The following is a 24,626-nucleotide window of genomic DNA, read 5'->3' as shown; positions in this document are numbered from 1 at the left end:
CTACGAATCTAACCCTCGCCTACGTTCTCCTGCAACCGCAGCCGAACGATCGCAACCATCCCCTACGAATCAGCCACAACCGTGCGGATCATGATCCGCAGCGCATCCAGCATCATTGGAATAGGAAGCGACGGAACGGAAGGCTGCAACACAGCCATCTCTGTGGAGGCAGGAAAGTGTACAAATCCGGCACGGATTGGAAGTTGCCCTACTCGAATATAATCCAGTATTCGATACATTGTGTTGTTGCAGATATATGTACCTGCTGTATTGGACACGGTAGCTGGAATACCCGCTGCGGACATGTCATTCACCATGGCACGTATGGGCAACGTGGAGAACAAACCGTCCGGGCTGCCATCTACAATTGGCTCGTCCATAGGACGCTGTCCTTGGTTATCCGCGTAGGAGCCTGGCGGAATATCTTTGACATTCACGGCGATCCGCTCCGGTGTGATGGATGTTCTGCCCTTGGCCAGCCCACAGGCGATAACGACATCTGGCCGATAGGCTTCCATCTCTGCGATCAGCAGGTCTGCACATTCATCGAAGTGCACGGGCAACAGTACTGTTTTTAGCTCAGCACCCTCGATCACTTCGTTTGCAAGAGCATCCATTAATACCCCCGTCGGATTCACCGCATCCCCGCCAAAAGGTTCAAACCCGGATATCAGAATCTTCACCATCACACGTCAGCTCCTGTCTGTTTACTCCGATTTGTAACGTAATCCCCACTGGCCCCGAATCGTGTCCATCAGCTTCATGATTTCCAAGGATTCGTCCAGTTTAATGGTGTTGCTCTCCATCCGACCTTCGAGGATACAACGTCCCGCTTCTTCTGCCTCAAAAGCATAACCAATACATGTTCGATCATCCGTGAACTTCTCCGGCTCGTCCTGACCATTCACATGCAGATAGGCTTCTTTACCCGCCAAGAATAAAGGAAGACGAATCTTGCCTTCCGTACCGTATATGACCGCTTCATTGCTAAGGTTCAGACGAATGGCAGCACTCAGTGATGCAGAACGTCCCTCGGAATAGGACAACAACACGGAAAATTGCTCGTCCACACCCGTCTCACCGATATTGGCTGTACTCCATACATGCTGGGGCTGTTCGCCAAAGATCATCGATGCAAAGGAGATCGGGTACACCCCTGCATCCAACAATGCGCCTCCACCCAGATCCGGATTAAGCAACCTTCCTTCCGGCTCCCAGCCGACACGGAATCCAAAGTCTGCCTGGAGCAAACGTACTTCACCAATTCGTCCTTCTGCAATCCATGCTCTGGCTTGAGCGATCGGTGGCAAAAAGCGTGTCCACATCCCTTCCATCAGGAAAAGGTTACGCTCCCGTGCCGTCTCCACCAGTTGCTCCAACTGACGTGCATTCATCGTAAATGGCTTTTCACAGAGCACCGCTTTACCTGCCTCCAGACAAGCCACTACATTCTCCTTATGCACAGGGTGAGGTGTTGCCACATAGATAATATCTACCTCAGGATCTTGCAGCATCTCTTCATAAGAACCGTAAGCGCGTGCAAAACCATATTCAGCTGCAAACTTCTCCGCACTTCCCGCTGTCCGTGAACCTACCGCTGCTTTCACAGCGTTTCCCGCATGCTCCAGATCCCTTGCAAACTGGGATGCAATCCATCCCGTGCCCATAATGCCCCAGCGTACTTTGTCCCGTCCCACTACTTCTGTCATATTAAAGCCTCCCTACTGCAATTTGAGTTGAAAAGGTTCATGATTCAGATCAGGCCAACATGTTATCCCCTTTATTTTACCAAAAAGAAACGCTTACGTCAGAAAACGATTTCGATTATGTGCTTTCAATAGACTTCAAGCTCATCAGGGCCTCGAACATATCTGTGTACATTTCAATTCTCCAGTAGATTTGCTAAGATTATCAGCAGACTAGGGCCAAGAAGTCTTGTCCGTAAACATACTTGTAACTAGCGACAATCTGGTTAAACTATCGATCACATCTGATAACGGGATCATATACCCTGTGCTATTCATAAAACATCTGGCTATACTGCAAACGTGCTTTTGACAAGGCAGCCAGTATTCACTACATCATGCCAAACGTATCAATAGACGTTCAGGTCCGAGAAAATATGGTACGTTCCAGATTCAATTATTACCTAAACTGTTCCAAAGAGAGGAGGTCGCATAGCAACATGACTACCATCCCCGCTACCGCCCACAGCGGCATGAATCCACACACGTTGCACCAGCAGACGAGTCCCAATTCAGAAAAGGAATCCTCAATCCGAGCAGACCTGGATACATTCTTGAATGATACCCTGATCGAACTTCGTCAGGCAGAACATATTATAACCCGTGAGAAATGGCGCTGGTCCACAACTGAGTTAGCTCATCATACCTTCATATACATGCACAAATTCACAGGCCAACTGATCATGAATGGAATCAAATCTCACGTGGTTCGCAAATCAGCTTTTCTGTCCCTACCAGGAACTGCAATTGAACTGTTTAGTGATGAAGACCATGATATTGAACTGTATATCATTCACTTTGATATGTATCGGGCTACGGAGAAAACAAAAGCCAGACGAATCTACGAACGTGAGCTCAGTTCACCTGTTACAGGCTGGATTCAGGGCCCATTTTACGGTATACAGCGCATTGCCGCACAGCTTACACAATTAAGCAATGAAGGTTTGGAAAGGGGCTTGAAAGCACAGCTCTTCCTGACGGAACTGTTACATATGCTCTGGCCTCAAGAAGACCAGACTGACGTGGGGGCTGGGCAGGATGAACCCGAACAGTGGCTCAGGTCCACCCTGCAATACATGCGCGAAAACTATATGCACGAGATCAAGCTGGAGAAGCTGGCTGAACTGGCTGACATGCACCCGTCCTATTACTCGCAGCTATTCAAGAGCCGCATGCAGAAAAATCCGATTGAGTACATCACTCATCTGCGTATGAACCGGGCCAAGGAATTGCTGCTCACTTCCGATCTGCGTATCCGTGATGTGGCTCGTAAAGTGGGTTACCGTGACGAATTTTATTTCAGCCGACGTTTCCGAAACCATGCCGGTTATGCGCCAACTTCCTATTCGAAGCAGGTCCACCGAAATATCGTGTCGCTCTCCTATCCATACACGGACCACCTGATGACACTTGGCATCACGCCATGCGCAGCTCAGATCCAAGGCCATCTTCCTCATATGCCCAAATCGCTGACGCTGCCCTTCCACGCCTATGAACCTTGGGAACAGGGACGTCAGGCTTTCCTGGATGTGAATCCTGAATTGATTCTGACCAAGGACAATGCAGCTGCCAAAGCGATGGAGCATATTGGCGATGTCGCGCCCATCATTACGATTGCCTGGAACCAGACAGACGTCTTTGGTCATCTGCATCAGATTGCATCCATTGTGGATCGTACCCAGGCAGCCACAGATTGGCTGGATCGACATGAACGCAAGGCAGAGCGTGCACGCAAAAAAATCAAGGAATTCGTCGGGGACATCACCGTTGCCGTTGGCACGTTAACACCTAAAGGTCCACGGATGTACAGCCATCGGAACTTTGGACATGTCTTTTATCGAACCTTGCAATTGGCCGCTCCTCAGCGCATTCAAACCGAACTGGCTGGCAAATCTCCCGGCGTTGGATTCAACTGGCTGCCCTTCACACCAGGAGAATGGGACGGACTGGAGGCAGATGTGCTGGTACTGGCGATTAATTCTATGCATGAAAAGGCAACACTGTTGAAAGAGATGGCTTCGAATCCACTGTGGAACAGCCATCCTGCGGTAAAAAACGGACGTGTACATCTCATCGACTGGAATTCATGGGTCGTATATGCTCCATATTCCATCAACATCCAGCTCGATGAAGCGCTCTCTATGTTGACGAACAAACCTTCACTTTTGTAATCTAAAAAATGTCCATCTCCAGAATCTTAATTTATGCCATGTACGGGCCTGAATTAAGATTCTATAATGATCACTAATTGATAATGATAATCAATAACAATGAAATACGTTGTTGGTACCAAAGGAGTGACCCGTATTCAACATCCGGGACTGCCACATCGTCCGTCTAATTCAAGAAAATCTGCAGTGACCGTTGGGCTGACGTTTTTGTCTGCCATAGCCATACTGCTGCTAAGTATGTTTGTCGCAATCTCTTTAGGTGCCAAAGGGCTAACGCTGGAAACCGTATGGGCTGCCATATTTCAGTACAACCCAGCTTTGACACCACATCAGATTATTCATGAGCTGCGGCTGCCTCGTGTCCTTGCCGCGGTTATTATCGGCGCTGCCTTTGCCGTTGCAGGAGCTTTAATGCAAGGCATTACGCGTAATCCGCTGGCAGACACGGGCATTCTGGGCATTAATGCTGGAGCCACTTTTGTCGTAGCACTGAGCTTTGCCTTTTGGCCCGGACTGCCATACGGCTGGATTATGTTTTTATCATTCGTGGGAGCTGTTCTGGGCACACTGCTTATCTTCCTGCTTGGAATGGCAGCACCTGGTGGTCTGAATTCCATCAGACTGACCGTTGCCGGAGCGGTTATTGCAGCCATGTTAACCTCGCTCAGCACAGGTGTTGCCATTTATTTTGACCTGAGTCAGGATCTGGCCTTCTGGTATGCGGGAGGTTTTGGCGGAATAGAATGGCGGCATCTGAAGTTAATCCTTCCCGTGCTGCTCGTGACGCTGGTACTGATCATGCCACTCGCCCGGCGTGTATCCCTTATGTCACTCGGTGAAGAAGTAGCGATTAATCTCGGGATTAACTTGCGCTGGACGAGGTTTCTCGCCCTCGCAGCGGTTGTTGTGCTGGCTGGTGTGTCCGTGTCGGCAGTAGGCTCGATTGGATTTGTCGGACTTGTCATCCCTCATATCTCACGCAAACTGGTGGGTGTGGATTATCGACTCATCATTCCGATGTCTTCTCTGCTTGGAGCGATATTACTGGTGCTCGCTGATCTGGGCTCACGCATCGTGAACCCGCCCGAGGAGCTCGCGGTAGGCATTATGGTCGCTTTTGTCGGTGTACCTTTCTTCCTCTATCTGGCCCGTAAAGAAAGGAGGGCCTTGTAGCGATGAATTTTAATACACCTTCACGAGGTAAACGTTCGATAGTCGTCAGTATCACGCTGCTCTGTATCGCCATTGCCGTTATTGTGATCAGCCTGAACACGGGAACCATTCGTCTCTCCCCAGCGGCTGTGTTACAGACTTTGTTTGGTAATGGCAGTTCGGATGATCAGATTGTACTGTTTGATTACCGACTGCCTCGCATCCTGGTAACTGTACTGGCCGGAGCAGGACTTGGTATTGCCGGAGCAGCCTTGCAAGGGATCACCCGCAATCCATTGGCGGACCCGGGCATTCTGGGATTACATGCAGGGGCTGCATTTGGACTAATGGTGTTTGTTAGTCTCTCCTTTACGATGGATGGTTCTGTGGCCTTGCTGATCCCGTTGTTTGCTTTTGCAGGCAGTGTTGCTGCCGCCCTGATCATCATGCTGTTATCTTATGATCGGCACAACGGCGTATCACCCATTAAGCTGATTCTGGTGGGAATCGCGGTAGCGGCCGGGTTCCATGCGTTGACACTCTACCTTTCCCTGCGTCTGGATGAAGACACCTATTCCTTTGCCGCTCGCTGGTTGGCAGGAAGCGTCTGGGGCCGGGATTGGATTCATGTACAAGCTTTGCTTCCTTGGGTGGTGTTATGTATCTCGTACATCTGGAGTCGATCCAAAACGCTTGATGCCTTCAACCTTGGTGATGCTGCCGCAACCAGTATTGGGACGCCTGTTCGATCCCAGCGTGTTATTTTGCTGCTCTGTGCCGTGGCCTTGTCTGCCGTCAGTGTATCCATGGCTGGTGGAATCGGCTTTATCGGTCTGGCAGCGCCGCATCTGGCGCGTAGGCTTGTCGGTCCGATGCATAGGCATCTGATCCCTGCTGCCGGACTCATCGGTATGGTTATTCTGGTGACCGCCGATACAATCGGGCGAACGATCTTTCAGCCTAATGCCATTCCGGCAGGCGTGGTGGTTGCTGCGATTGGTGCACCTTACTTTTTGTACCTGTTAGTACGAAGCAAGTGATCTTTTTTTCAAAAAAACAATTAAGACATCCAAGAGATGTTCAAGGAGAATGTGATTACCCATGTTAAAGAAAAATCTTATGCTTGTCATGAGTATCTGTCTGGTGCTTGTGCTTGCAGCCTGTGGAACGACCAATAATTCATCATCTGCTTCTGGTGGTTCGTCCACGGATACTTCAACCAAGAATCAAGACAACAGTGCAAGTTCGGGAGAGCAACGTATTGCCTCCATGTCGATCCATCTGACCAATGATCTGCTGTCTCTCGGCATTACTCCGGTTGGTTCCGTTATCGGTGGCGAAGCCAAAGGTTTCCTGTCCCATGTTGCTGATCAACTTCAAAATACAACGCCACTTGGTCCGGTTAAAGACCCGGATATGGAAGCTTTGCTTGCCCTGAAACCCGATGTGATCTATCTGGACGAAGAATTCTCCGGTGGTGATATTGCCAAATTCGAAAAAATTGCTCCGGTGCATGTCTTCAATCTGGATGACGGTACATGGCGCGACCATCTGAAAGACATTGGCAAACTCGTAAATCGCGAGAAGGAAGCCGAGCAATACATTCAGGACTACGCAACCGAAACGGAAGAAGTGAAATCTCTGATTCATGACACGATTGGTGATGGGACTGTGATGGCAATCCGTGTTACTGCTAAAGAATTACGTGTATTCAGTACACGCCGTCCCATGGGTCCCATTTTGTATGAGGATCTCGGTCTGACTCCTGCCAAAGGGATCACAGATATCGATTCGACTAAACCGTATCAAGTCGTCTCTCGTGAAATATTGCCGGACTATGATGCAGATGTGATCTTTGTAGTTGTGAATTCGGATGATGAAGCCCAGACCATGTTCAAGGAGCTGCAAAACAATCCGATCTGGCAAGGTCTGAAAGCAGTCAAAGCCGGCCATGTCTACACGATTGGCGCACAACCTTGGCTGGATTATTCATCGATCGGTAATAAAATGGCCATGGATGAAGCCAAAGAAATGTTCTCCAAAAAATGATTTTCCTTACACTCCACACTTAACGTGTCACAATACCAAAAAACCTCTCTTAGAGACCGGAACAGAGTTAGTTATCATACTCTCTTCCGCTCAAAGCAGAGGTTTTTGTTTTTTTCTTATCTATTTTACTTGTTTACTTTCCAGCCAATCGACCTGGAAATACCTTAAATCCAAAATTAACGACTTGTATTCACTTGACGATATTTCAAATCAAACTTAAGATTTATTTAGTCGACTAACTAAATGTGCATGTTCAAAAAGTCTGGTTTTCAGTACCGAGAAGATGGAATGAAGGTAGAAATGGAGTAGATGATATGAACCCAGTCCAAAATGATCGGTTAATGGGACAGCTATCCGAACTCGTGAAACTGAAACGCTACAAGGTTCATGAGAAACTTGTGAACCACCCCGAGTTATACCCGGGGCAGCCCCCTTTGCTGTTCCAGCTTGAACGGGAAGATGGCCAATCCCAGAAAAACCTGGCCAAACAACTTCAGCGCAGTCCCGCAACGGTAACCGTGATGCTCAAGCGCATGGAATCATCCGGTTATGTGAGACGTGAAGCAGACCCAAAAGATATGCGCAGTCTGCGGGTATACCTGACGGATCAGGGGCGCTCCGCGCTACAAGAATTGAGAGAAGTGATTCAGAAATTGGAACAGCAAGCCCAGAAAGATTTTACACCGGAAGAATCCGAGATCATGTCTGCACTTGCACATCGTATGCTCCAAAACCTGCGTGAATCTTGAGGTGATGCAGATTCGCGATTGAAGCAGCTAAAGGTATTATGAAATTGATTCACTTATGCTATGAAGATTGAGGTGATTCCCTATTGTGGACGTTAAAACGATTCTTGACCCCGTATAAGTCGGCGGCAATCGTCGCCCCGCTGCTCATGGTACTTGAGGTTACCATGGACCTGCTCCAGCCCAAGCTGATGTCCAGCATCGTGGATGATGGTGTACTTGCAGGGAATCTGCCCCATATCGTGACTACAGGTCTGATCATGCTACTTGTTGCGTTAATCGGCTGGGTTGGCGGCGCAGGCTGTACACTCTATTCAAGTAAAGCTGCCGTTGGATACGGCACAGATCTGCGCCAAGAACTGTTTGACCATATTCAAACCTTCTCCTTCCGCAATCTGGATACGTTTCAGGAAGGATCTCTGATCACTCGTCTGACCAGTGACATTACCCAGATGCAGACCTTTGTACAGATGCTGCTACGGATGTTTATCCGTTCACCAATGCTAATCATCGGTAGTATCATCATGGCGTTTACGATCAGTGTAAAGCTAGCTTTGATTCTTATTGCAACTGTACCGGTGCTGTTTATTATTTTATTTATTCTGATAAAAGCTTCCTATCCGCTGTTCGCCAGTGTGCAGAGCAAGCTTGATCAGGTCAACGCTGTGCTTCAGGAGAATCTTGCCGGCATTCGTGTCGTCAAGGCGTTTGCACGTGCGCGTCTGGAGAAAAAGCGGTTCAAACAATCCAATGAAGATTACACCTCAACTGCCGTCAAAGCCTGGCGTATTGTCACACTGAATGCACCCGTACTCAGCCTGATGCTGAACGCTACCATTGTAGCGGTGCTGTGGTTTGGAGGTTTCCAGGTAGTCGGAGGCGATATTGCTGCCGGAGATCTGATTGCTTTTATCAACTATGTCACGGTTGTACTCTCGTCCCTCACGTCGATCGGCATGATGATGATGAGTTTCTCCCGTGCCAAGGTATCTGCTGCACGGATCAACGAGGTGTTACATACACAGCCGGATATTCAATCGGGAACCGATAACTCCGGGAATGTACAGTCATCCCCGTCTACTCGTGATCAGTCCCGAAACCAAACGTCTTCTCTTCCCTCCCACACAGGCGGTCAAGTGGAGTTCAGAGACGTATCTTTCCGTTATGACGGAGACCATGCACTCACTGACATTAACCTGAAGGCTCGCCCGGGTGAGAAAGTGGCCCTGATCGGTTCAACAGGTTCAGGCAAAACCTCGCTGGTGCAGCTGATTCCCCGTCTATACGATGCTTCGCAGGGTGAAGTGCTCGTGAATGGAGTGAACGTTCGCCACTGGGATCTTCAGGATCTTCGCAGCCGTGTGTCCATTGTGCTACAGGAATCCATCCTGTTCAGCGGCAGCATCCGGGATAACATTTGCTTCGGCCGGCCCGGTGCAACGGATGCTGAATTGCGTGCTGCGGCACAAGCTGCGGCAGCGGATGATTTTATTATGAAACTGAAAGATGGGTATGACACGGAGCTGGGTCAACGCGGGGTCAATCTGTCCGGTGGACAGAAACAGCGGATATCCATTGCACGCGCCCTGCTCATGCGACCGGAAGTACTGATTCTGGATGATAGCACCAGTGCTGTTGATCTGCGTACGGAAGCGAGCATTCAGAAGGCTTTGCAGTCCTTGATGAAAGACAGCACGACCTTTTTGATTGCACAGCGGATCTCCTCCGTGAAGGATGCAGACTGTATATATGTCATTGATGAAGGACAGATCGTTGCCAGAGGCACACATGATGACCTTATGGCTCATTCATCACACTATCAAGCCATCTATTATTCGCAGCAACGGAAGGAGGATGTTCAATTTGGCTAAACCTGCATCTTCCTCCATACAACAAACGGTCGTGCCTCCCATCGGAAGACCCGGACCAGCGGGCAGAGGACCTGTTCCCAAAGTCAGAGCCAAAAATGCTCGCCACGCCCTGATTCGGGTATGGTCGTACATGGGACGTCATCGCAAAGGAGTTATCGCTGCATTAGTGCTGACGGCTCTTGGAACACTGCTCAATCTGGCAGGACCTTACCTTCTCGGCCGCGCCGTAAACGAACATATTGTGCCCAAAGTAACAGCGGGTTTGCTGAAGGAATGTCTTCTTTTGCTGAGTGTGTATGTCCTTGGCTCACTCCTGATGTGGGCTCAATCCTATGTCATGATTGGTGTGTCCCAACTGACCGTTAAGGATCTGCGACATGCATTGTTCTCCCGACTACAAGAGCTGCCTGTCCATTTTTTTGATAAAAATCAAAGCGGGGATCTCATGAGCCGGGCGACCAATGATATCGATAACGTATCTACAACGCTGAATCAAAGCGTAACCCAATTGATGTCCAGTGCCATCCTGCTCGTTGGTTCCTTGTCGATCATGTTTGCACTTGATGTACGGCTTACCCTGCTCAGTCTGGTGACTGTACCGTTGATTACCATCGCCACTCGCCTGATCGCGTCAAGAACACGTAAACACTTCACAGCCCAGCAGAAATTGCTTGGTGAGCTTAATGGGTATGCTCAGGAAACCATTGCTGGACAAAAAGTCGTAGCGGCTTATAACCGTCAGGATCAGGCACATCAACATTTTGAGAATTTGAACGAGAAACTGCGCACTTCCAGCACACAGGCCCAGACCGTTTCGGGTTTGGTTGGACCTACGATGAACGTGATGAATAATATCGGGTTTGCCATACTGGCTTCTGTAGGTGGATGGATGGCTTATCATGAAATGACGTCCATCGGACTGATCGTCAGCTTTCTCGCTTACTCCCGCCAGATTGAGCGGCCGCTCAACGATCTGGCCAATCAGTACAATCTGATTCAGGCTGCAATTGCAGGTGCTGAACGTGTGTTTCACATTATGGATACGCCTAGCGAATACGTAGAGGAACAGAAGAAACAACTGGACCAGATTCAAGGTAAAGTGGTATTTGAAGACGTCTCTTTCGGATACAGTGCGGAGCGAGACATTTTGAAGAAGGTCAGTTTTACTGCAAAACCTGGGGAGATGATTGCACTTGTTGGACCCACCGGCGCAGGCAAAACGACCATTATCAACCTGTTACCCCGTTTCTACGAGATTACAGGCGGACGGATTACCATCGATGGATGTAACATCTCGGAACTGGAGAAGGATCAACTCCGTCGGCAACTCGGCATTGTACTTCAGGATGCCTACCTGTTCTCGGGTACCATTCGCGACAATCTCGCCTACGGCAAGCCCGACGCAACCGATGAACAGATCAGGCAAGCGGCTGAGCTGGCGAATGCACATTCGTTCATCCGAAAACTGTCACAAGGTTACGACACCCCCATCATTTCCGGGGGAAGCAACCTGAGTCAGGGACAACGACAACTGCTGACCATTGCCCGGGCAATTCTGGCTGATCCGGCCATTCTTATTCTGGATGAAGCAACGAGTAGCATTGATACGCGCACGGAGATGCACATTCAGGAAGCGATGCGCACTTTAATGAAAGACCGTACCAGCTTTGTCATCGCCCACAGACTGAGCACGATTCGTGAAGCCGATCAGATTCTCGTCATTGATGATGGACAGATCGCTGAACGGGGCAACCATGATGAGTTGATGAAGCAACAAGGATTCTACTATCAGTTACATCAGGGACAGCTCAATAAGTCGAACTAAAGCGACTCTGCAAAGTTAATCCATGCCGAAGTGGACCTTAGCGCGTACGGAGCAAGCGAATGTGCTGTATCCTGAATGTGGGAGAACATGTCCTTCGCGTGCGAACAAGCGATCAATATGCCACAAAAGTGGATTTAATCTATTCCAAATGAAAAGCTCCACTCCGTGCCGGGGCGGGCTTGAGGACATCGTCCAGCTCGCGGTTGGAACAGAGCAAGAGCGTAAACTAACGAATCTGAGGCGCCTTATTCAAGCTTTTGAAGCTCCCTCAGAAATCTAAAGAACCTGAGACACGTTATATCCAAATAAACAGCCATTTTCAGCGTTTTTTCATGGGATGTTGGGAAATAACGTGTCTGAAGTTTCTTACAAATTAAAGTAAGGACTTGAAGGCCAAATAAGACGTCCTATGTTCCTTAGAAAATCGACTACCCATTCGCCAGGATCAACCGGCTTGAACTTCAGACTTTTATACGCTGACCTCCATCATCATATCGCTTACTTGAATTTAAAGTCACACTCTTATATATCTAAAATGATCGGAACCGATGTGGTCTCCACACATTAACTTTATTAATCGAAATATTAAACGCCGCACGGGGTTCTTCTGGACCCATGCGGCGTTTTTATGTTTTTGTCTAATGACTACTTAATTGCTATCTCTGGTAAGTTATATGATTTACGTCTCCATTGGCAGATGAAGCGTGAAGGTGGAACCAACCCCCATTTCACTATGGACGGTAATCTTACCATTGTGATCCTGAACGATTTTCTGGCAGAGCGCAAGTCCCAGTCCCGTACCTTCTTCTTTGGTTGTATAAAATGGATTAAAGATGGTGGATAGCGAATTTTCCGGAATGCCGCTTCCTGTATCTGTAATTGAAATGAGCACTGCGTCTCCGTCCTGCAACAAATCCATATGGACCTCACCAGGGTCTGTCATTGCTTCAAAAGCGTTACGAATCAGATTGATCAATACCTGCACAATTTTATCTCGATCCATGATGATCACAACTGGCTCATTAGTCATTTCAAGCGTAATTTGATGCCCTCGGGATGCCGCATCTGACTCGGTCAAAGACATCACTCGTTCAAGGCAGTGACCCAAATGTTCAGGCTTCATGTGATTCGCATGTGGTTTGGAAAACTGCAAAAATTCAGCCGTCAGATCGGTTACTCTTGTCACCTCACCCATAATCACTTCATACCATGGCGCGATATTAAACGCTTGTCCACGGGACAGCTGCAGGAATCCCCGAATTGCGGTAAGCGGGTTCCGAATTTCGTGAGCCATACCCGCGGCCAGTTCACCTACAGCCCTTAGTCTCTCGGAACGAAATACTTCTTCTTCATTTTTCAGCCATTTGCTGCGCTGTTGTTGAAGCAGCCTATCCTCGGCTACCGTCATAAAGTGCTGCAACGAATCCGACATTTCCGGGTACAGGGAGATGCTGTAGCTTACCTGGAGTCCTTGAAGTTGCACGGATAGTAGTGACGACATTCGTTCTTCCACATCCTGTATCTCTGGCAAAACGACCGCAAATCGGTCTCCTGCATACCGGGATATGCCATAGGCCTCGGTGAAATGATTGCTGATCATCTGGCCTGTACCTGTGATTACCGTACACCAAGGATCTTCTGACTCTTTTTTAAAGCCGCTAAAGTTATTGACGTTCAGAAGGACAAGCAAAAAAGACCGTTGCTCTTCTACTGTCTTATGTAACACCTCCATGTAACCTTCGTAATTCAACAGTCCGGTAAGCGGATCATGCAGGGTCAGGAACCGATTTTTTTCCCGAAGCCTACGCTTCTCGACCTCACTGTTGATTAAGGTATGGTACAAAAAAATGATAACAACCGAGGTTAACAGGTCAAATAACGAAACCAGCAAAGCATATGTATCTACAGGCACATACGAAAGCCGAATCAACGTATATTGCAGCATAAGCAGCAACGAAATCGGCAAGGTCTGCGTCAACCTTGGTTTGTCCTGGATCATTGAAATAATGAGCATATAATACAGCATGTTGCACCAGTTCAGTTCACTGAAATAGTGGAATATCCCGAGAAAAATCCACTGAAATTTTCGCAGCACAGGATATCGTCTCTCCCCATAAATACTTGCTACCAATAATGTCGCCGAAAGTGACATTATTGCCATATTAGGGGTAAGCCTGAGAACATAAGAGGACAGAATGACAAGCAGACAACCTAGCGGGAATATCACCATTTTCATCGTGTAACTAAGCAAACAGCCTCGCCCCCTTTGACATAAAACTCACATCAAATAACTTATGTACATGTATTATATCGATTATGATTAGCTGATGTTGTCGATTAGTGGAGGCTCGCCAAATTCGCACGAATGTATAAATTATGAAGGCAATAGGACATATGATGTAATTGTAATCAACAAAAGTGAAACAATTCCTCTTCGCATAAATCATTATTGTGGTACAATACATTAATGGATTAATTTAGGATAAATACTTTCTTATGGAGGATATCACATGACAACACAACGAAAACCTTTCGGTCTGGGTACTCTATCTCTACTCGTACTATTGATGGGTCTCGCCTTTAATTTCCAATGGGGCAAAACAAATTTTATGATCAGTCATTATCTTTTTAACTTAATAAACATACCGATTTATAGCAACGGAACTCAAGGACTTCACATTCCTTTTGTAGTAGCAGCCCTCTTCTGGATTCCTGCCTTCTTGATCGCCAAAAAAAATCGTTCGCATTATGGCACAAGTGTATCTTATAACGTCGCCGGATTCATGTTGCTCTTATGCATCATTGGACCAGTTATCCCCGTTATCGATTGGATGGTCAATGGTTAAACAATTAAAGCCAGCTCTCTATATCCCGAGGGCTGGCTTCTTTGCTGCTTTACCATATAAGATGAATGGAATTTTTACACCATAACGTAGAGTGCAGAACCAATCTGAAGAAGCGATAGCGTTCGCCTAAAGCTTTCTAGGAGAAAGCTACATCGGAAGCATACGCTTATCACCGGATTTTCCCCTATAATATAGGGAATCAAGAAAATCAGGGGATAAGGGCGATCGGAAGATGGTACTGCACTCGGAGTACAACGGTGTAACTCTTGAGGCTCATCTTATTTCTTCGCCATATACTTACGGATATCAAAAGCCACCGCAGCAACAATGATCAATCCTTTGATAATCAACTGCCAGTATGGACTTACACCGATAAACGTCAGACCATAGTTAATGACCCCGAAGATCAGCACACCCGCCATAACCCCGGGTACCGTTCCAATACCACCTGCCGTTGATACGCCGCCTACCACACATGCGGCAATTGCATCCAGCTCATACATGTTACCGTAATTGTTTGTTGCTCCACCTGTGCGCGCTGCCTCAAGCACACCACCCAGACCATACAGTGCACCTGCAATGGCATACAGCGTCACCAGGTTGCGAGCCACATGAATTCCGGATACATGCGCCGCCTGAATGTTGCCACCGATCGCGTACATATTTTTGCCGAGACGTGTTTTGTTAAAAATCACCCAGCAGATTAATGCCACCGCAATAGCAATGAGGACAATATACGGGATGGAATAACCCCCGCCCAGATCAATGTATCCAGAGCCAATGACGGTAAAATCGGGTCTCAATCCTCCGATCGGCTGTGACTGGTTGGGTTCCGTATCAAAATAAATGGAGTTCAGTCCATACACGGCAACCATGGTACCCAGCGTTGCGATAAAAGGTGGCACATGTAATTTGGCTACAATAAGTCCATTGACCAAACCCACGAATAGACCTGCAGTGATTCCAACCAGAATCGGCAACAACACCGGCAAATGGGGCAGATCGGGGAAGAACCGGTTCGCATACTCGTCAATTTGCAGCATCGATGCCGATACAACCGCTGTCAGACCAACCACCCGTCCAGCGGATAGATCGACCCCGCCCGTGACAAGGATAAAGGCTGCACCGAGCGCAATAATGGCCCGTGTGGAGGACTGCTGTAAGATGTCCCGCAGTGTGGAGAAGGCCAGAAAATTCGGATCAGCAATCGCAATACCAATAATGAGCAGGATCAGTACGATAAAGATGGCGCGTTGTGTTACATATTGTTTCACTTGATTGATCATCTGTGTGTTCATCTGTTTCCCTCCTGACTAAGCCATCCGCTGCTGCGCGGCCAGCCTCATAATATCCTGCTCTGTTGCCTCGGCTCCGTCCACGATTCCGGTGAGACGCCCTTCGCTCATCACCATAATGCGATCCGACATACCCAAAAGCTCAGGCATCTCTGAGCTAATCATGATAATGCTTTTGCCCTGACGAGCCAGTTCCGTAATAATGGTGTAAATCTCAAACTTGGCTCCTACATCGATTCCACGTGTCGGTTCATCCAGTAGCAGAATCTCTGGGTCGGTCAATAACCAACGGGCCAGCAGAACTTTCTGCTGATTACCGCCAGACAGGTTTCGAATCAGCGTGTTAACTGAAGGCGTTTTGGTTCTGAACTTCTGCGTCTGCTCACGTGCCTCTTCGCGGCCCTTTTTCTCGTCCAGCAAGCCCACGCGATTTCGGTAGCGCCCCAGACTGGCAATGATCGTGTTCTCATACACTGACAATACAGGGAATATCCCTGTAACCCTTCTTTCTTCCGTGAGCAACGCGATGTTATGACGCTTCGCTGCTGCGGGGGAGTTAATCTTCACCTTGCGCCCATGAATCGAAATTGTACCTGAAACGAGTCCACGCAGTCCAAACAAGGACTCAATCAGTTCTGTCCGCTGTGCTCCAACCAGGCCGCCAATGCCAAGCACTTCACCTTTTCGCAGCTCAAAGGATACATCACAAAACGATTTGGACTGGTTTGATGTCAGACCCTCGGCTTTTAATATCACTTCACCGGGTACGTTCGTCCGTTCCGGGAAACGTTCGTCCAGATCACGGCCAACCATACGTGTAATGATCAGATCTGTTGTTAGATCAGCAGCATCCCATGTCCCGACAACGAAACCATCACGCATGATTGTCACTTCATCCGAGATCGTCAGGATCTCCTCCATCTTGTGTGAAATATAGATAATGGATACACCGCGACTGCGCAGTTCATTAATAATGGTAAAGAGCTGATCCACTTCCTTGCCTGTCAGGGAAGAAGTTGGCTCATCCATGACGATGACTTTGGATTGAAAAGAGACCGCCTTGGCAATTTCCATGGATTGAATCTTGGAGACAGACAGTGTTCCAGCTTGAGCCTTCGGATCAATATCCAGGTTCAAGTCCTTGAACAGCGCCAGCGTATCGGTATACATCCGTTTCTCGTCCACCAGTATTCCCCTCATCGGAAAACGACCCAGCCATATATTCTCCATCACCGGACGATGCGGGACCGGATTCAGCTCCTGATGAATCATGGATATGCCTTGCTGAAGTGCCGCTTTGGAATTCGGAATATCCACATCCTTTCCTTCGATACGTATCGTTCCTTCATCCGGGTGATACATGCCGAACAGACATTTCATAAGTGTGGATTTCCCCGCTCCATTCTCTCCCATCAAGGCGTGAACCGTCCCCGGTTTCACTTTCAATGTGACCTGACTTAGTGCCTGCACACCCGGAAATGCTTTGGAAACTCCATTCATCTCCAGCAGGTAAGGTGACTCCATCTTGGTTCCTCCCTTCCATATGACCGGCAAAAAAGGGACGCTACCCGAATGTCGGACGTCCCTGTCTCGTGCTGTTATTGGGCGTCGGCGATGTTGTCTTTTGTAATCTTTTTGTATGCAATCCAGACGTATTTACCATCTGTAATATCGTATTTGGTATTTTCCTTTGTTGGTGTCTCACCTTTGGCAAGTACGGAAGCCAGTGCCACCGTGGCTGCACCCTGATTCTTGGCATCATTAAGCACCGTGCCCAGCATTGTGCCATCCTGGAGAGCCTGAATGGCTGGAGCTGTTGCATCCACACCTACAACCGGCATGGATTTGCCGTCCTTGAAGTATCCGGCTGCTTTCAATGCCTCAATGGCTCCCAAGGCCATGTCATCATTGTTTGCGAGAACGGCTTCAATCTTGTCACCATGGGAAGCCAGGAACGCCTGCATTTTCTCCTGACCTTTTACCCGATCCCACATCGCCGTGTCTTCCGCCAGTGCTTCCACTTCGATACCGGCATCCTGAATCGCCTGAACCGAATATTTGGTCCGAAGCTCTGCATCCTGGTGACCCGGTTCCCCTTTCAGCATGACGTATTGCAGTTTGCCATCGCCGTTTTTGTCCGCTTCCGGATGTGCTTTCCAGTAATCCACAATCAGCTGACCGGAGATCGTACCGGACTCCTCCGCTTTTGCTCCTACGTAGTACACTTTATCCCATTTGTTCATATCTTCAGCCACTGGCTCACGGTTGAGGAATACCACTGGAATGTTCGCTGCCTTAGCCTTGTCAATGATGACACCTGCCGCCGTCCGGTCCACCGGGTTCACGGCCATTGCATTGTATTTCTTGGACACAAACAGATCCACTTTCTCATTCTGGGTCGGCTGTGCATTCTGGCTATCCACGATATCCAAAGTCGCGACACCTTCCGCTGCTGCGGTCATGGCATTACGTACACCCGTCATGAATGTATCGTCAAATTTGTAGATGGCAACACCAATCTTGGGCGTTTCCGTACCGGCTGTTGTCTGGCCTCCTGTATCTGTTCCCGTACTTCCACCTGCGCTGTCTCCGCCGCTGCTACACCCCGCCGCCACAACCATACATGCCGTAATCAACAGTGTCATCCATGTTTTCTTCATATCCTAATGACCTCCCCCAAGTTCATTCGGCTTCACCGATGTCTTTATTATGAAAGGGTTTACATTAAATTCGAATACAATATCTTCACCTGTTCTATCGAAATCTTCCTCAAGTTAACAAACACCTTAATTTCTTCATTCAGTATTCGTTCCGGCACTCGTTCCAGCATTGGTTCATTGTACAAAAGGAAACAACAGCTTCTGGTTATCCATCCAGAACATATTGTCTGTACTAACCAGCTTGGTCTCAAGTAACACTCTCGCTTGCACCTGTTGATTGTTCAGCCGCGCAACGGCTTGATTCAATCCCAGATAACCTGCACTGTATCCATTCTGGACAATGAGATGATCAAAGACCCCTTCTTGCAATTGCTCCAGTTGCTGTTGTTCACTTCCAAATCCAACAATCCTTACCTTTTCCGCAGATTTGCGTCGATTCAGTTCATCGGCTGCTCCCAGAGAAGCAAGTTCCTGAAGAGTAATGAAGCCATCCACCTCCTGCTGGTCCAGCAATTGCTTCGCAGTCTGCCAACATCCATCCCGTGTATTACATATCGATTTGGGTTCCACTTGAATATTAGGATACTGTCCCAAGGCTTCCATAACTCCCTGCTCTCTCTGAATAAGACCAGAATTAAGAGGATCGTGGCCTAATAAAGCCACATGCCCTTTCCCTTCCAGAAGCTCCGCCATAGCCTGGCCGGCCTGTCTTCCCGCCTCAACATTATCCATCGAGATGAAACTGGTGATGCCTTTCACGGGAAATTCATCGTTAAGCACAATGACAGGAACAATGGTTCCATCGGAATTTGTTGTCTGTGCCTCCTGAATGATGTCACTAAGGGCCTTCTCACTTAGGGGATCAACCAATAGAGCTGATGCCCCCTGCTTCAGAGCCGATGCGGCGGCCTCCACTTGAGCCTGCTCTCGCGCACTGCGAGACAACGTTCCACGGCCTGCATTGGCCTGCTTAACCTGCATATGACTTCCAGCAGAGTCCAGAATGGCAGGCGTGTACACATCACCATCGGAAGGGTATGCTTCCACAGTAATCAGTTCGGCTCCGTTCTCTTTGGCAGCCGCTTCGGCGCCAAGCCGGATAGCTTCCGCAAGTTCCCCTGTCCCAGCTGGCGTAATGAGCGCAATACGTGGCGGTACTGCCGTAGCATCGGGACTCGATAAGCCACAGGCGCTGCATATGAGCAGACAGCAGCTTGCAACTGTCAGGGTTACTAACCGACGTTTCCGGATTCCAGGGAAGCTCGCAGCAACCTTTTTCCAAAACGTACGAATGTATGACCCTACAACTCTGTGGCTGTGGATATCGTTCCTATTCTCCTTATTGTCTGTCATCAGGCTCGCCCTCCTTCTGCTGCCATTGAATGGGAATCCGAACCCAGACCGTGGTGCCTTCTTCCAACTCACTTGCAAATTCAAGTCCGAAGCCCTCCCCATAATAGAGCCGGATTCGGTCATGCACATTGCGCACCGCTACGCCGGAGCCTGCACCACTTTTGACCACAGGACGACCACTTAATAATCCCGACATCTGTTCTTCCGTCATGCCGACCCCATTATCTGTAATGCGAAACACCAGCTTGTTGTCCTCACGATAAACATCGACCTCAATACTTCCTTCGTCCATGTGGTACTCGATGCCATGAACAATGGCGTTCTCAATCAGGGGCTGGAGCACCAGCTTTAATGTCAGGCAATCCAGAAGCGTATCATCTACCTTAATCGTAAAGTTGAATTTGCGCTTGAACCTCATCTGCTGAATCGTCAAATAATGCTGCGCATGCTCCAGCTCTTCCCTGATCGTGATAATCGTTTTGCCTTGACTAAGACTGATGCGGAATAGGCGAGAGAGAGACGTGATCATCGTAATCACTTCTTCATTGCGACTCATGCCTACCATGCGCACTACTGAATTCAGAGTATTATATAAAAAATGTGGATTGATCTGGGCCTGCAAGGCTTCCAGCTCCAGACGCCGCTTCTGTTCCTGCTCATGGATGATCTCATCCATCAGGGTGCGAATTTTATTGACCATCAGATTAAAGCGACGAGATAGACGTTCCACCTCCAGCGGCCCTTCAATCGGCAACTCCACGTTGAAATCCCCGCGCTCTACGGCCTTCATTTTACGTTCCATTCGCCGAATCGGGCGAGTCAGACTGGAGGATAAGAACAGCGAGACAAGAATGACCAGTACCAGTACAACGACCAATACACGAATGAGATATCCGTTCACTTCCTGACGCGTTGTCATAATCTCATCCAAATAAGCAACACCGACGATTTTCCACCCGATATTGGCAACGGACTTTACGGTATTCAGCCTTTTCTGCCCATCTGCTTCATCTTCGTAACTGCCGGAAGCCACCAAAGCCTGTTCGATATTCTCGCTTTTGAGTCCCATATACATCAATTGTTGCTGCGGATGGTACACGATATTGCCCGCACTCTCATCGATGATATACACGTATCCTCGTTGCCCCAGACTGACCCGACGGCTCAGTTCATCCATCTGTTTGAAATTGATATCGACCAGCAGGATAACCTGCCGATCCTGACCATTTTGCCGTATCGTTATGCCTTTGCTCATGGAAACGACCCATTTATATGGGCCTGTGTACATGTTCTGAATATGAGGTAACGAGAAACTCAGGTGATCCGGCACACGAAGCGCAGACTGAAACCACCCTTGCTGTGTCACATGGGCGCTGGTTTTTAATTCGGCTGTAGGTCGGTTCTTGAGCAATTTCCCCGTGGAATCAAGCAGAGTAATCGAGATGATATCTTCACGACTGCTGAGCAGTGTGTCAAGCTGTTTGTCCACCAGTTCCCCTTCCCATGTCCCGTCACGCAGCATGTGTTCCTCAATGGCACGGTACAGATGAGACATACTACGGACGTAATCCTCCAGGTTATAACTGACCTGATCCACAATCTGTCTCGTCGTGAGTTCCGCACTTCGCTCGGCAGCCTGCGTGAACTTGTCATGCAGAAGCATCGCCATGATAGTTAGCACCAAGACGATGAAGACGGAAAAGGACCACGTAATAATAAACCGGATACTGCTGACTCTGGACGAACGCAGACGAGAGCGTAATTGAGGTCCCATGGACTTCACCCATCTGGACAAGAAATTCATCGGATCGAACCTTCACTTGCCGCCTGGGAAGCCTGTTTACGATATTCTTTGGGCGAGATGCCAATATGTTTTTTGAAACAAAAACTGAAGTAATTGGGTTCGGCAAAGCCAACCTGCTCCGCAATCTCAAACGACTTCAGCTCGGTCGAGCGAAGCAGCTCACGCGCTGCCTCCATTCGGATCTGCATCAGGTACTGCAGGAAGGTAAGTTGTACTTCTTTTTTGAAAATGCCACAAAAATAACCGGAGCTGATATGCAAATGTCCGCACACCTTCTGAATAGATAGGTCCGGGTCGGCATAATGCTCTTTCGTGAAGACCAACGCCTGCTCGACAATATCCTTGTATACATGCTGCCGTCCGCTCGCAATGCGATGTTGCACGAGTAGACAGACCTCCTGTACCTTCTTCTGTGCCTCAGTGAGTCCCGGCAGTCGGAACAAATCCGCATACAACTGGAACCCTGCACCAAAGATGTCCTCCATCGCTTCCCCTGATGCCTGTGCTGCCTTCCACACTGTTGTTAATACTTCAATTAAATAGAGCTGAATATCACTTCGCCCGTGTTCCACTGTAATTTCCCGGAAAATGATCGCAAGTGCTTCCTCCAGCTCCGCTTGTGTACCCGCCTTAAGGCAACGTGTCAGCGTCTGCTGCTTCAACTCGTCGAACCGCAGTTTGCCCGCTGTCTGTCGCTCCACGTCCGCGATGTATATAATTGAATCCGTCCCGGGCACAAGTCGATAATCCAATGCCAGCAGGGCATCTTCATAGGCATGATTCACATCCGCGAGTGTATCCACAATCTGACCAGAGCCCACCGTAGCCGGGATACGTAAATAGTGGTTGATGCTGCGCATCACAGTTTCTAATGCCTTCTGTTGCCGCTTCACTCCATCTGTACCGCCCGTACGATCCACATAGAGCAGGACAATCGTCTCCTGATGCATAAAGGCATGACCAGCCCCATGCTCCGCCCAAACTTCTGCCGCAATGTTAAGTGCAGCAAAGCGCTTCAGTTCAGCATCCTCAGATTGACGCAAGGAACCTCCGGGAATGAATATCTCAGACTGATCCGCTACCTCGGATGTTGTTTTGTTATGTCGCTGTGGGGGCTCGCTGAATACTCCCTCAGACTTCTCCTTCTGCACATCTCCATCCATATGCAGTGTCAATACGGACACCCCATAACGTTCCCCTGTCAGATCCAATCCGCATTGTTTGGCTTTACTATGAATATATGTTGAGGATTTCTGTCGATGGAGCAAGGTCGCCATCAGATCTGCCTGTAATAAAGGCAAACTGGTATGATAGTGTTCACGCAGTTGCTGTACATCTTCACGCTCAGCCACTTCAGCCGCCATCTGGGCGCGCAATCTTGTGAGCAGTTCGGTGAGATGCCCTGCCGAGAACGGCTTCAGCAGATATTCATCCACACTTAACGAGATGGCTTGCCTCGCATAATCAAATTCATCATATCCAGTCAAAATGACCACCTTCACGAGTGGATTACGTTTCCTCAATCTTTGTGCGAGTTCCAAACCATTCATAAATGGCATGCTGATATCGGTCACCACAATGTCCGGCTCTACCCGCTCCGCCATCTCCAATGCTTCCCGCCCATTCTCAGCCAAACCGACTATCCGCAGATCGAGCGCTTCCCAATCGACCTCTACAACAAGTCCTTCACGCACATCTTCTTCATCATCCACCAGCAGTACCCGGTACACGTTTGGATTCCTCCCTTTTGATGCCGGCCTTATGCCCTATCAACGAATATATATGTAGCATTGTGAATCATTTGATTTCTTTCTGTCACCGAATTGAAGCAAAATGCACAGGATCATGTTGATCTGTTCCAAGGTTGCCATCATAATATACAATATTATCAGGGATATGTAATCGCTTTCTTTGTTAGAGGTAAGGCAACCCTGTCGGGCAGTGCCTAAGTGAAATGTGAAGGATCGTATATGAATGCTAAAGGTAGGTTAAAGTAATACAAACACGGAAAATTTCGAAGTACTTCTAATTAAGAGGTGTTTTGATTCTGACTATAATTCAGAATTCATTCTTGTTCTTTACGATGATTCGTACTTAATGCTTTAAAATAAATCATTGTTGTATCTGGGTTGGTGTGTCCCATTATCTCGGCCAAACGGTGCAGTGGCGTATGCTCAGCCATGGCGTAGCCAAAACGATGACGCAGGTCGTGTGAACTCAGTCCTTCCAGCCCTGCTGTTATCATTACTTTTTTAATCAGGTGGCGCAGTGCTCTCTCCGTTAAACGATCGTTTGTCTTCTCTGAAGGAAAAAGATACGCATGATCGGTAGCAAGATCAGATAAGTACTGATTCAACATGACAACACACTGCATTTTCAGAGGGATCTTACGTTGCACGTTGCGTTTATCTGCGCTCACTGTCAGGTGACCGCTTCGTCTACCAATTTCGATATCATGAGGCTTGAGGTTGCATACCTCCATCGTTCGCAAGCCTGTGTGAAACATAAGGGTCAGGATGGTCTGATCACGAAGTGAATTACCATACTCCACTGCTGCGAGGAATGCCTGCTCTTCTTCCAATGTCATTCGGCGTGGACTTACTTTGTCTTCCGGAATGAATTTTAATGGTTTGGAAGGGTCATGACTGAGCCTGGATTCCAAGACAGCCCATTTGAAAAAACGCTTCAGCGTAATCAATCTCCGGTTAATGGTGGCTGGTTTCAATAACATAACTTGGTGAGCATCTTCACGATAACTGACTAAAGTGGATGTATCCACATCTTCAATTCGCAGTGAAAACTCTGCGCTGAGCATGGTGCTTTCCTTGTACCATTCGATAAAGTGCTTCAGATCACTTGCATATTCCTTCACGGTTTTGGGATGCAATTCCCCCTCTTTAGCAAGCATATGTATGAATTCCTCTACTGTCGGTTCCCGCTGCACCGAAACCCCTGATGACTGATTCATTAGAAAATACCTCCAAATCTTGACTTATATTAGCGGACATGGTATTATCATATTAATCGATACATTAGCGGACATCAAGTTCGTGGTTTAAATGCACCAGGTGAGTGTCAATTTTAAATTATACTCGTCATAATGATCGGC

The 24,626-nt window shown here is 48.3% G+C and carries 18 protein-coding genes; 8 read left to right on the top strand and 10 right to left on the bottom strand.

Annotation, left to right across the window (positions count from 1 at the left end; translation table 11 throughout):
* Nucleotides 1-62 precede the first annotated feature (62 nt).
* Both V6668_RS05665 and V6668_RS05660 read right to left on the bottom strand, forming a co-directional pair.
* Entirely contained in the window at nucleotides 63-686 is a 624-nt protein-coding gene (locus tag V6668_RS05665; RefSeq protein ID WP_036606392.1) for a pyroglutamyl-peptidase I, read from the bottom strand.
* A 21-nt stretch (nucleotides 687-707) separates the two neighbouring features.
* The gene (locus tag V6668_RS05660; RefSeq protein ID WP_036606390.1) at nucleotides 708-1,709 is read right to left on the bottom strand and encodes a Gfo/Idh/MocA family protein; all 1,002 of its coding nucleotides are present in this window, start codon (nucleotides 1,707-1,709) and stop codon (nucleotides 708-710) included.
* A gap of 476 nt (nucleotides 1,710-2,185) precedes the next feature.
* Between V6668_RS05660 and V6668_RS05655 the strand changes: the two genes are divergently transcribed.
* The 7 genes from V6668_RS05655 to V6668_RS05625 all read left to right on the top strand — a co-directional run bounded on the left by V6668_RS05655 (nucleotide 2,186) and on the right by V6668_RS05625 (nucleotide 11,559).
* The gene (locus V6668_RS05655; protein WP_036606389.1) at nucleotides 2,186-3,916 is read left to right on the top strand and encodes an AraC family transcriptional regulator; all 1,731 of its coding nucleotides are present in this window, start codon (nucleotides 2,186-2,188) and stop codon (nucleotides 3,914-3,916) included.
* Nucleotides 3,917-4,015: 99 nt separating this feature from the next.
* Nucleotides 4,016-5,089 (top strand): FecCD family ABC transporter permease, encoded by a 1,074-nt coding sequence (locus V6668_RS05650; RefSeq protein WP_081745833.1) that lies wholly within the window; start codon nucleotides 4,016-4,018, stop codon nucleotides 5,087-5,089.
* A 2-nt stretch (nucleotides 5,090-5,091) separates the two neighbouring features.
* Nucleotides 5,092-6,108 (top strand): FecCD family ABC transporter permease, encoded by a 1,017-nt coding sequence (locus V6668_RS05645; RefSeq protein WP_036606388.1) that lies wholly within the window; start codon nucleotides 5,092-5,094, stop codon nucleotides 6,106-6,108.
* A gap of 61 nt (nucleotides 6,109-6,169) precedes the next feature.
* Nucleotides 6,170-7,117 (top strand): iron-hydroxamate ABC transporter substrate-binding protein, encoded by a 948-nt coding sequence (locus V6668_RS05640; protein WP_036606387.1) that lies wholly within the window; start codon nucleotides 6,170-6,172, stop codon nucleotides 7,115-7,117.
* Between the two features lie 314 nt (nucleotides 7,118-7,431).
* On the top strand, nucleotides 7,432-7,866 hold the full coding sequence (locus V6668_RS05635; RefSeq protein ID WP_036606386.1) for a MarR family winged helix-turn-helix transcriptional regulator: 435 nt from the start codon (nucleotides 7,432-7,434) through the stop codon (nucleotides 7,864-7,866).
* 83 nt (nucleotides 7,867-7,949) lie between these two features.
* Nucleotides 7,950-9,734 (top strand): ABC transporter ATP-binding protein, encoded by a 1,785-nt coding sequence (locus V6668_RS05630; RefSeq protein ID WP_036606385.1) that lies wholly within the window; start codon nucleotides 7,950-7,952, stop codon nucleotides 9,732-9,734.
* Nucleotides 9,727-11,559 (top strand): ABC transporter ATP-binding protein, encoded by a 1,833-nt coding sequence (locus V6668_RS05625; protein ID WP_155985020.1) that lies wholly within the window; start codon nucleotides 9,727-9,729, stop codon nucleotides 11,557-11,559. Before V6668_RS05630 ends, V6668_RS05625 begins: the two co-directional genes overlap by 8 nt.
* Nucleotides 11,560-12,238: 679 nt before the next feature.
* On the opposite strand, the gene V6668_RS05620 is transcribed toward V6668_RS05625, so the two are convergent.
* Nucleotides 12,239-13,654 carry an ATP-binding protein gene (locus V6668_RS05620; protein ID WP_051446985.1) on the bottom strand — a complete coding sequence of 472 codons (1,416 nt, stop codon included), beginning with the start codon at nucleotides 13,652-13,654 and terminating at the stop codon, nucleotides 12,239-12,241.
* 415 nt (nucleotides 13,655-14,069) lie between these two features.
* On the opposite strand from V6668_RS05620, the gene V6668_RS05615 reads away from it, so the two are divergent.
* On the top strand, nucleotides 14,070-14,405 hold the full coding sequence (locus V6668_RS05615; protein ID WP_338707904.1) for a hypothetical protein: 336 nt from the start codon (nucleotides 14,070-14,072) through the stop codon (nucleotides 14,403-14,405).
* Between the two features lie 278 nt (nucleotides 14,406-14,683).
* Here the strand turns inward: V6668_RS05615 and mglC are convergent, their stop codons facing one another.
* The 7 genes from mglC to V6668_RS05580 form a co-directional block, all read right to left on the bottom strand.
* Entirely contained in the window at nucleotides 14,684-15,703 is a 1,020-nt protein-coding gene (gene mglC, locus V6668_RS05610) for a galactose/methyl galactoside ABC transporter permease MglC (protein ID WP_338707903.1), read from the bottom strand.
* Nucleotides 15,704-15,718: 15 nt separating this feature from the next.
* On the bottom strand, nucleotides 15,719-17,224 hold the full coding sequence (locus V6668_RS05605) for a sugar ABC transporter ATP-binding protein (protein WP_338707902.1): 1,506 nt from the start codon (nucleotides 17,222-17,224) through the stop codon (nucleotides 15,719-15,721).
* 74 nt (nucleotides 17,225-17,298) lie between these two features.
* Entirely contained in the window at nucleotides 17,299-18,360 is a 1,062-nt protein-coding gene (locus V6668_RS05600) for a galactose ABC transporter substrate-binding protein (protein ID WP_338707901.1), read from the bottom strand.
* 174 nt (nucleotides 18,361-18,534) lie between these two features.
* Nucleotides 18,535-19,713 carry a substrate-binding domain-containing protein gene (locus V6668_RS05595; protein ID WP_338707900.1) on the bottom strand — a complete coding sequence of 393 codons (1,179 nt, stop codon included), beginning with the start codon at nucleotides 19,711-19,713 and terminating at the stop codon, nucleotides 18,535-18,537.
* The gene (locus V6668_RS05590) at nucleotides 19,700-21,487 is read right to left on the bottom strand and encodes a sensor histidine kinase (RefSeq protein WP_076253497.1); all 1,788 of its coding nucleotides are present in this window, start codon (nucleotides 21,485-21,487) and stop codon (nucleotides 19,700-19,702) included. The genes V6668_RS05595 and V6668_RS05590 overlap by 14 nt, the downstream gene beginning before the upstream one ends.
* Nucleotides 21,488-21,513: 26 nt before the next feature.
* Nucleotides 21,514-23,247: a response regulator transcription factor gene (locus tag V6668_RS05585; RefSeq protein WP_076329432.1), complete on the bottom strand. Its 1,734-nt coding sequence runs from the start codon at nucleotides 23,245-23,247 to the stop codon at nucleotides 21,514-21,516.
* Nucleotides 23,248-23,582: 335 nt separating this feature from the next.
* On the bottom strand, nucleotides 23,583-24,485 hold the full coding sequence (locus V6668_RS05580; protein WP_076329431.1) for a tyrosine-type recombinase/integrase: 903 nt from the start codon (nucleotides 24,483-24,485) through the stop codon (nucleotides 23,583-23,585).
* Nucleotides 24,486-24,626 lie beyond the last annotated feature (141 nt).

Origin of the sequence: Paenibacillus amylolyticus (assembly GCF_036894225.1) — a bacterium.
Taxonomy (GTDB): domain Bacteria; phylum Bacillota; class Bacilli; order Paenibacillales; family Paenibacillaceae; genus Paenibacillus; species Paenibacillus amylolyticus.
Note: the sequence above shows the minus strand (reverse complement) of the source record. Positions and strands in the feature narration are given on the sequence as shown.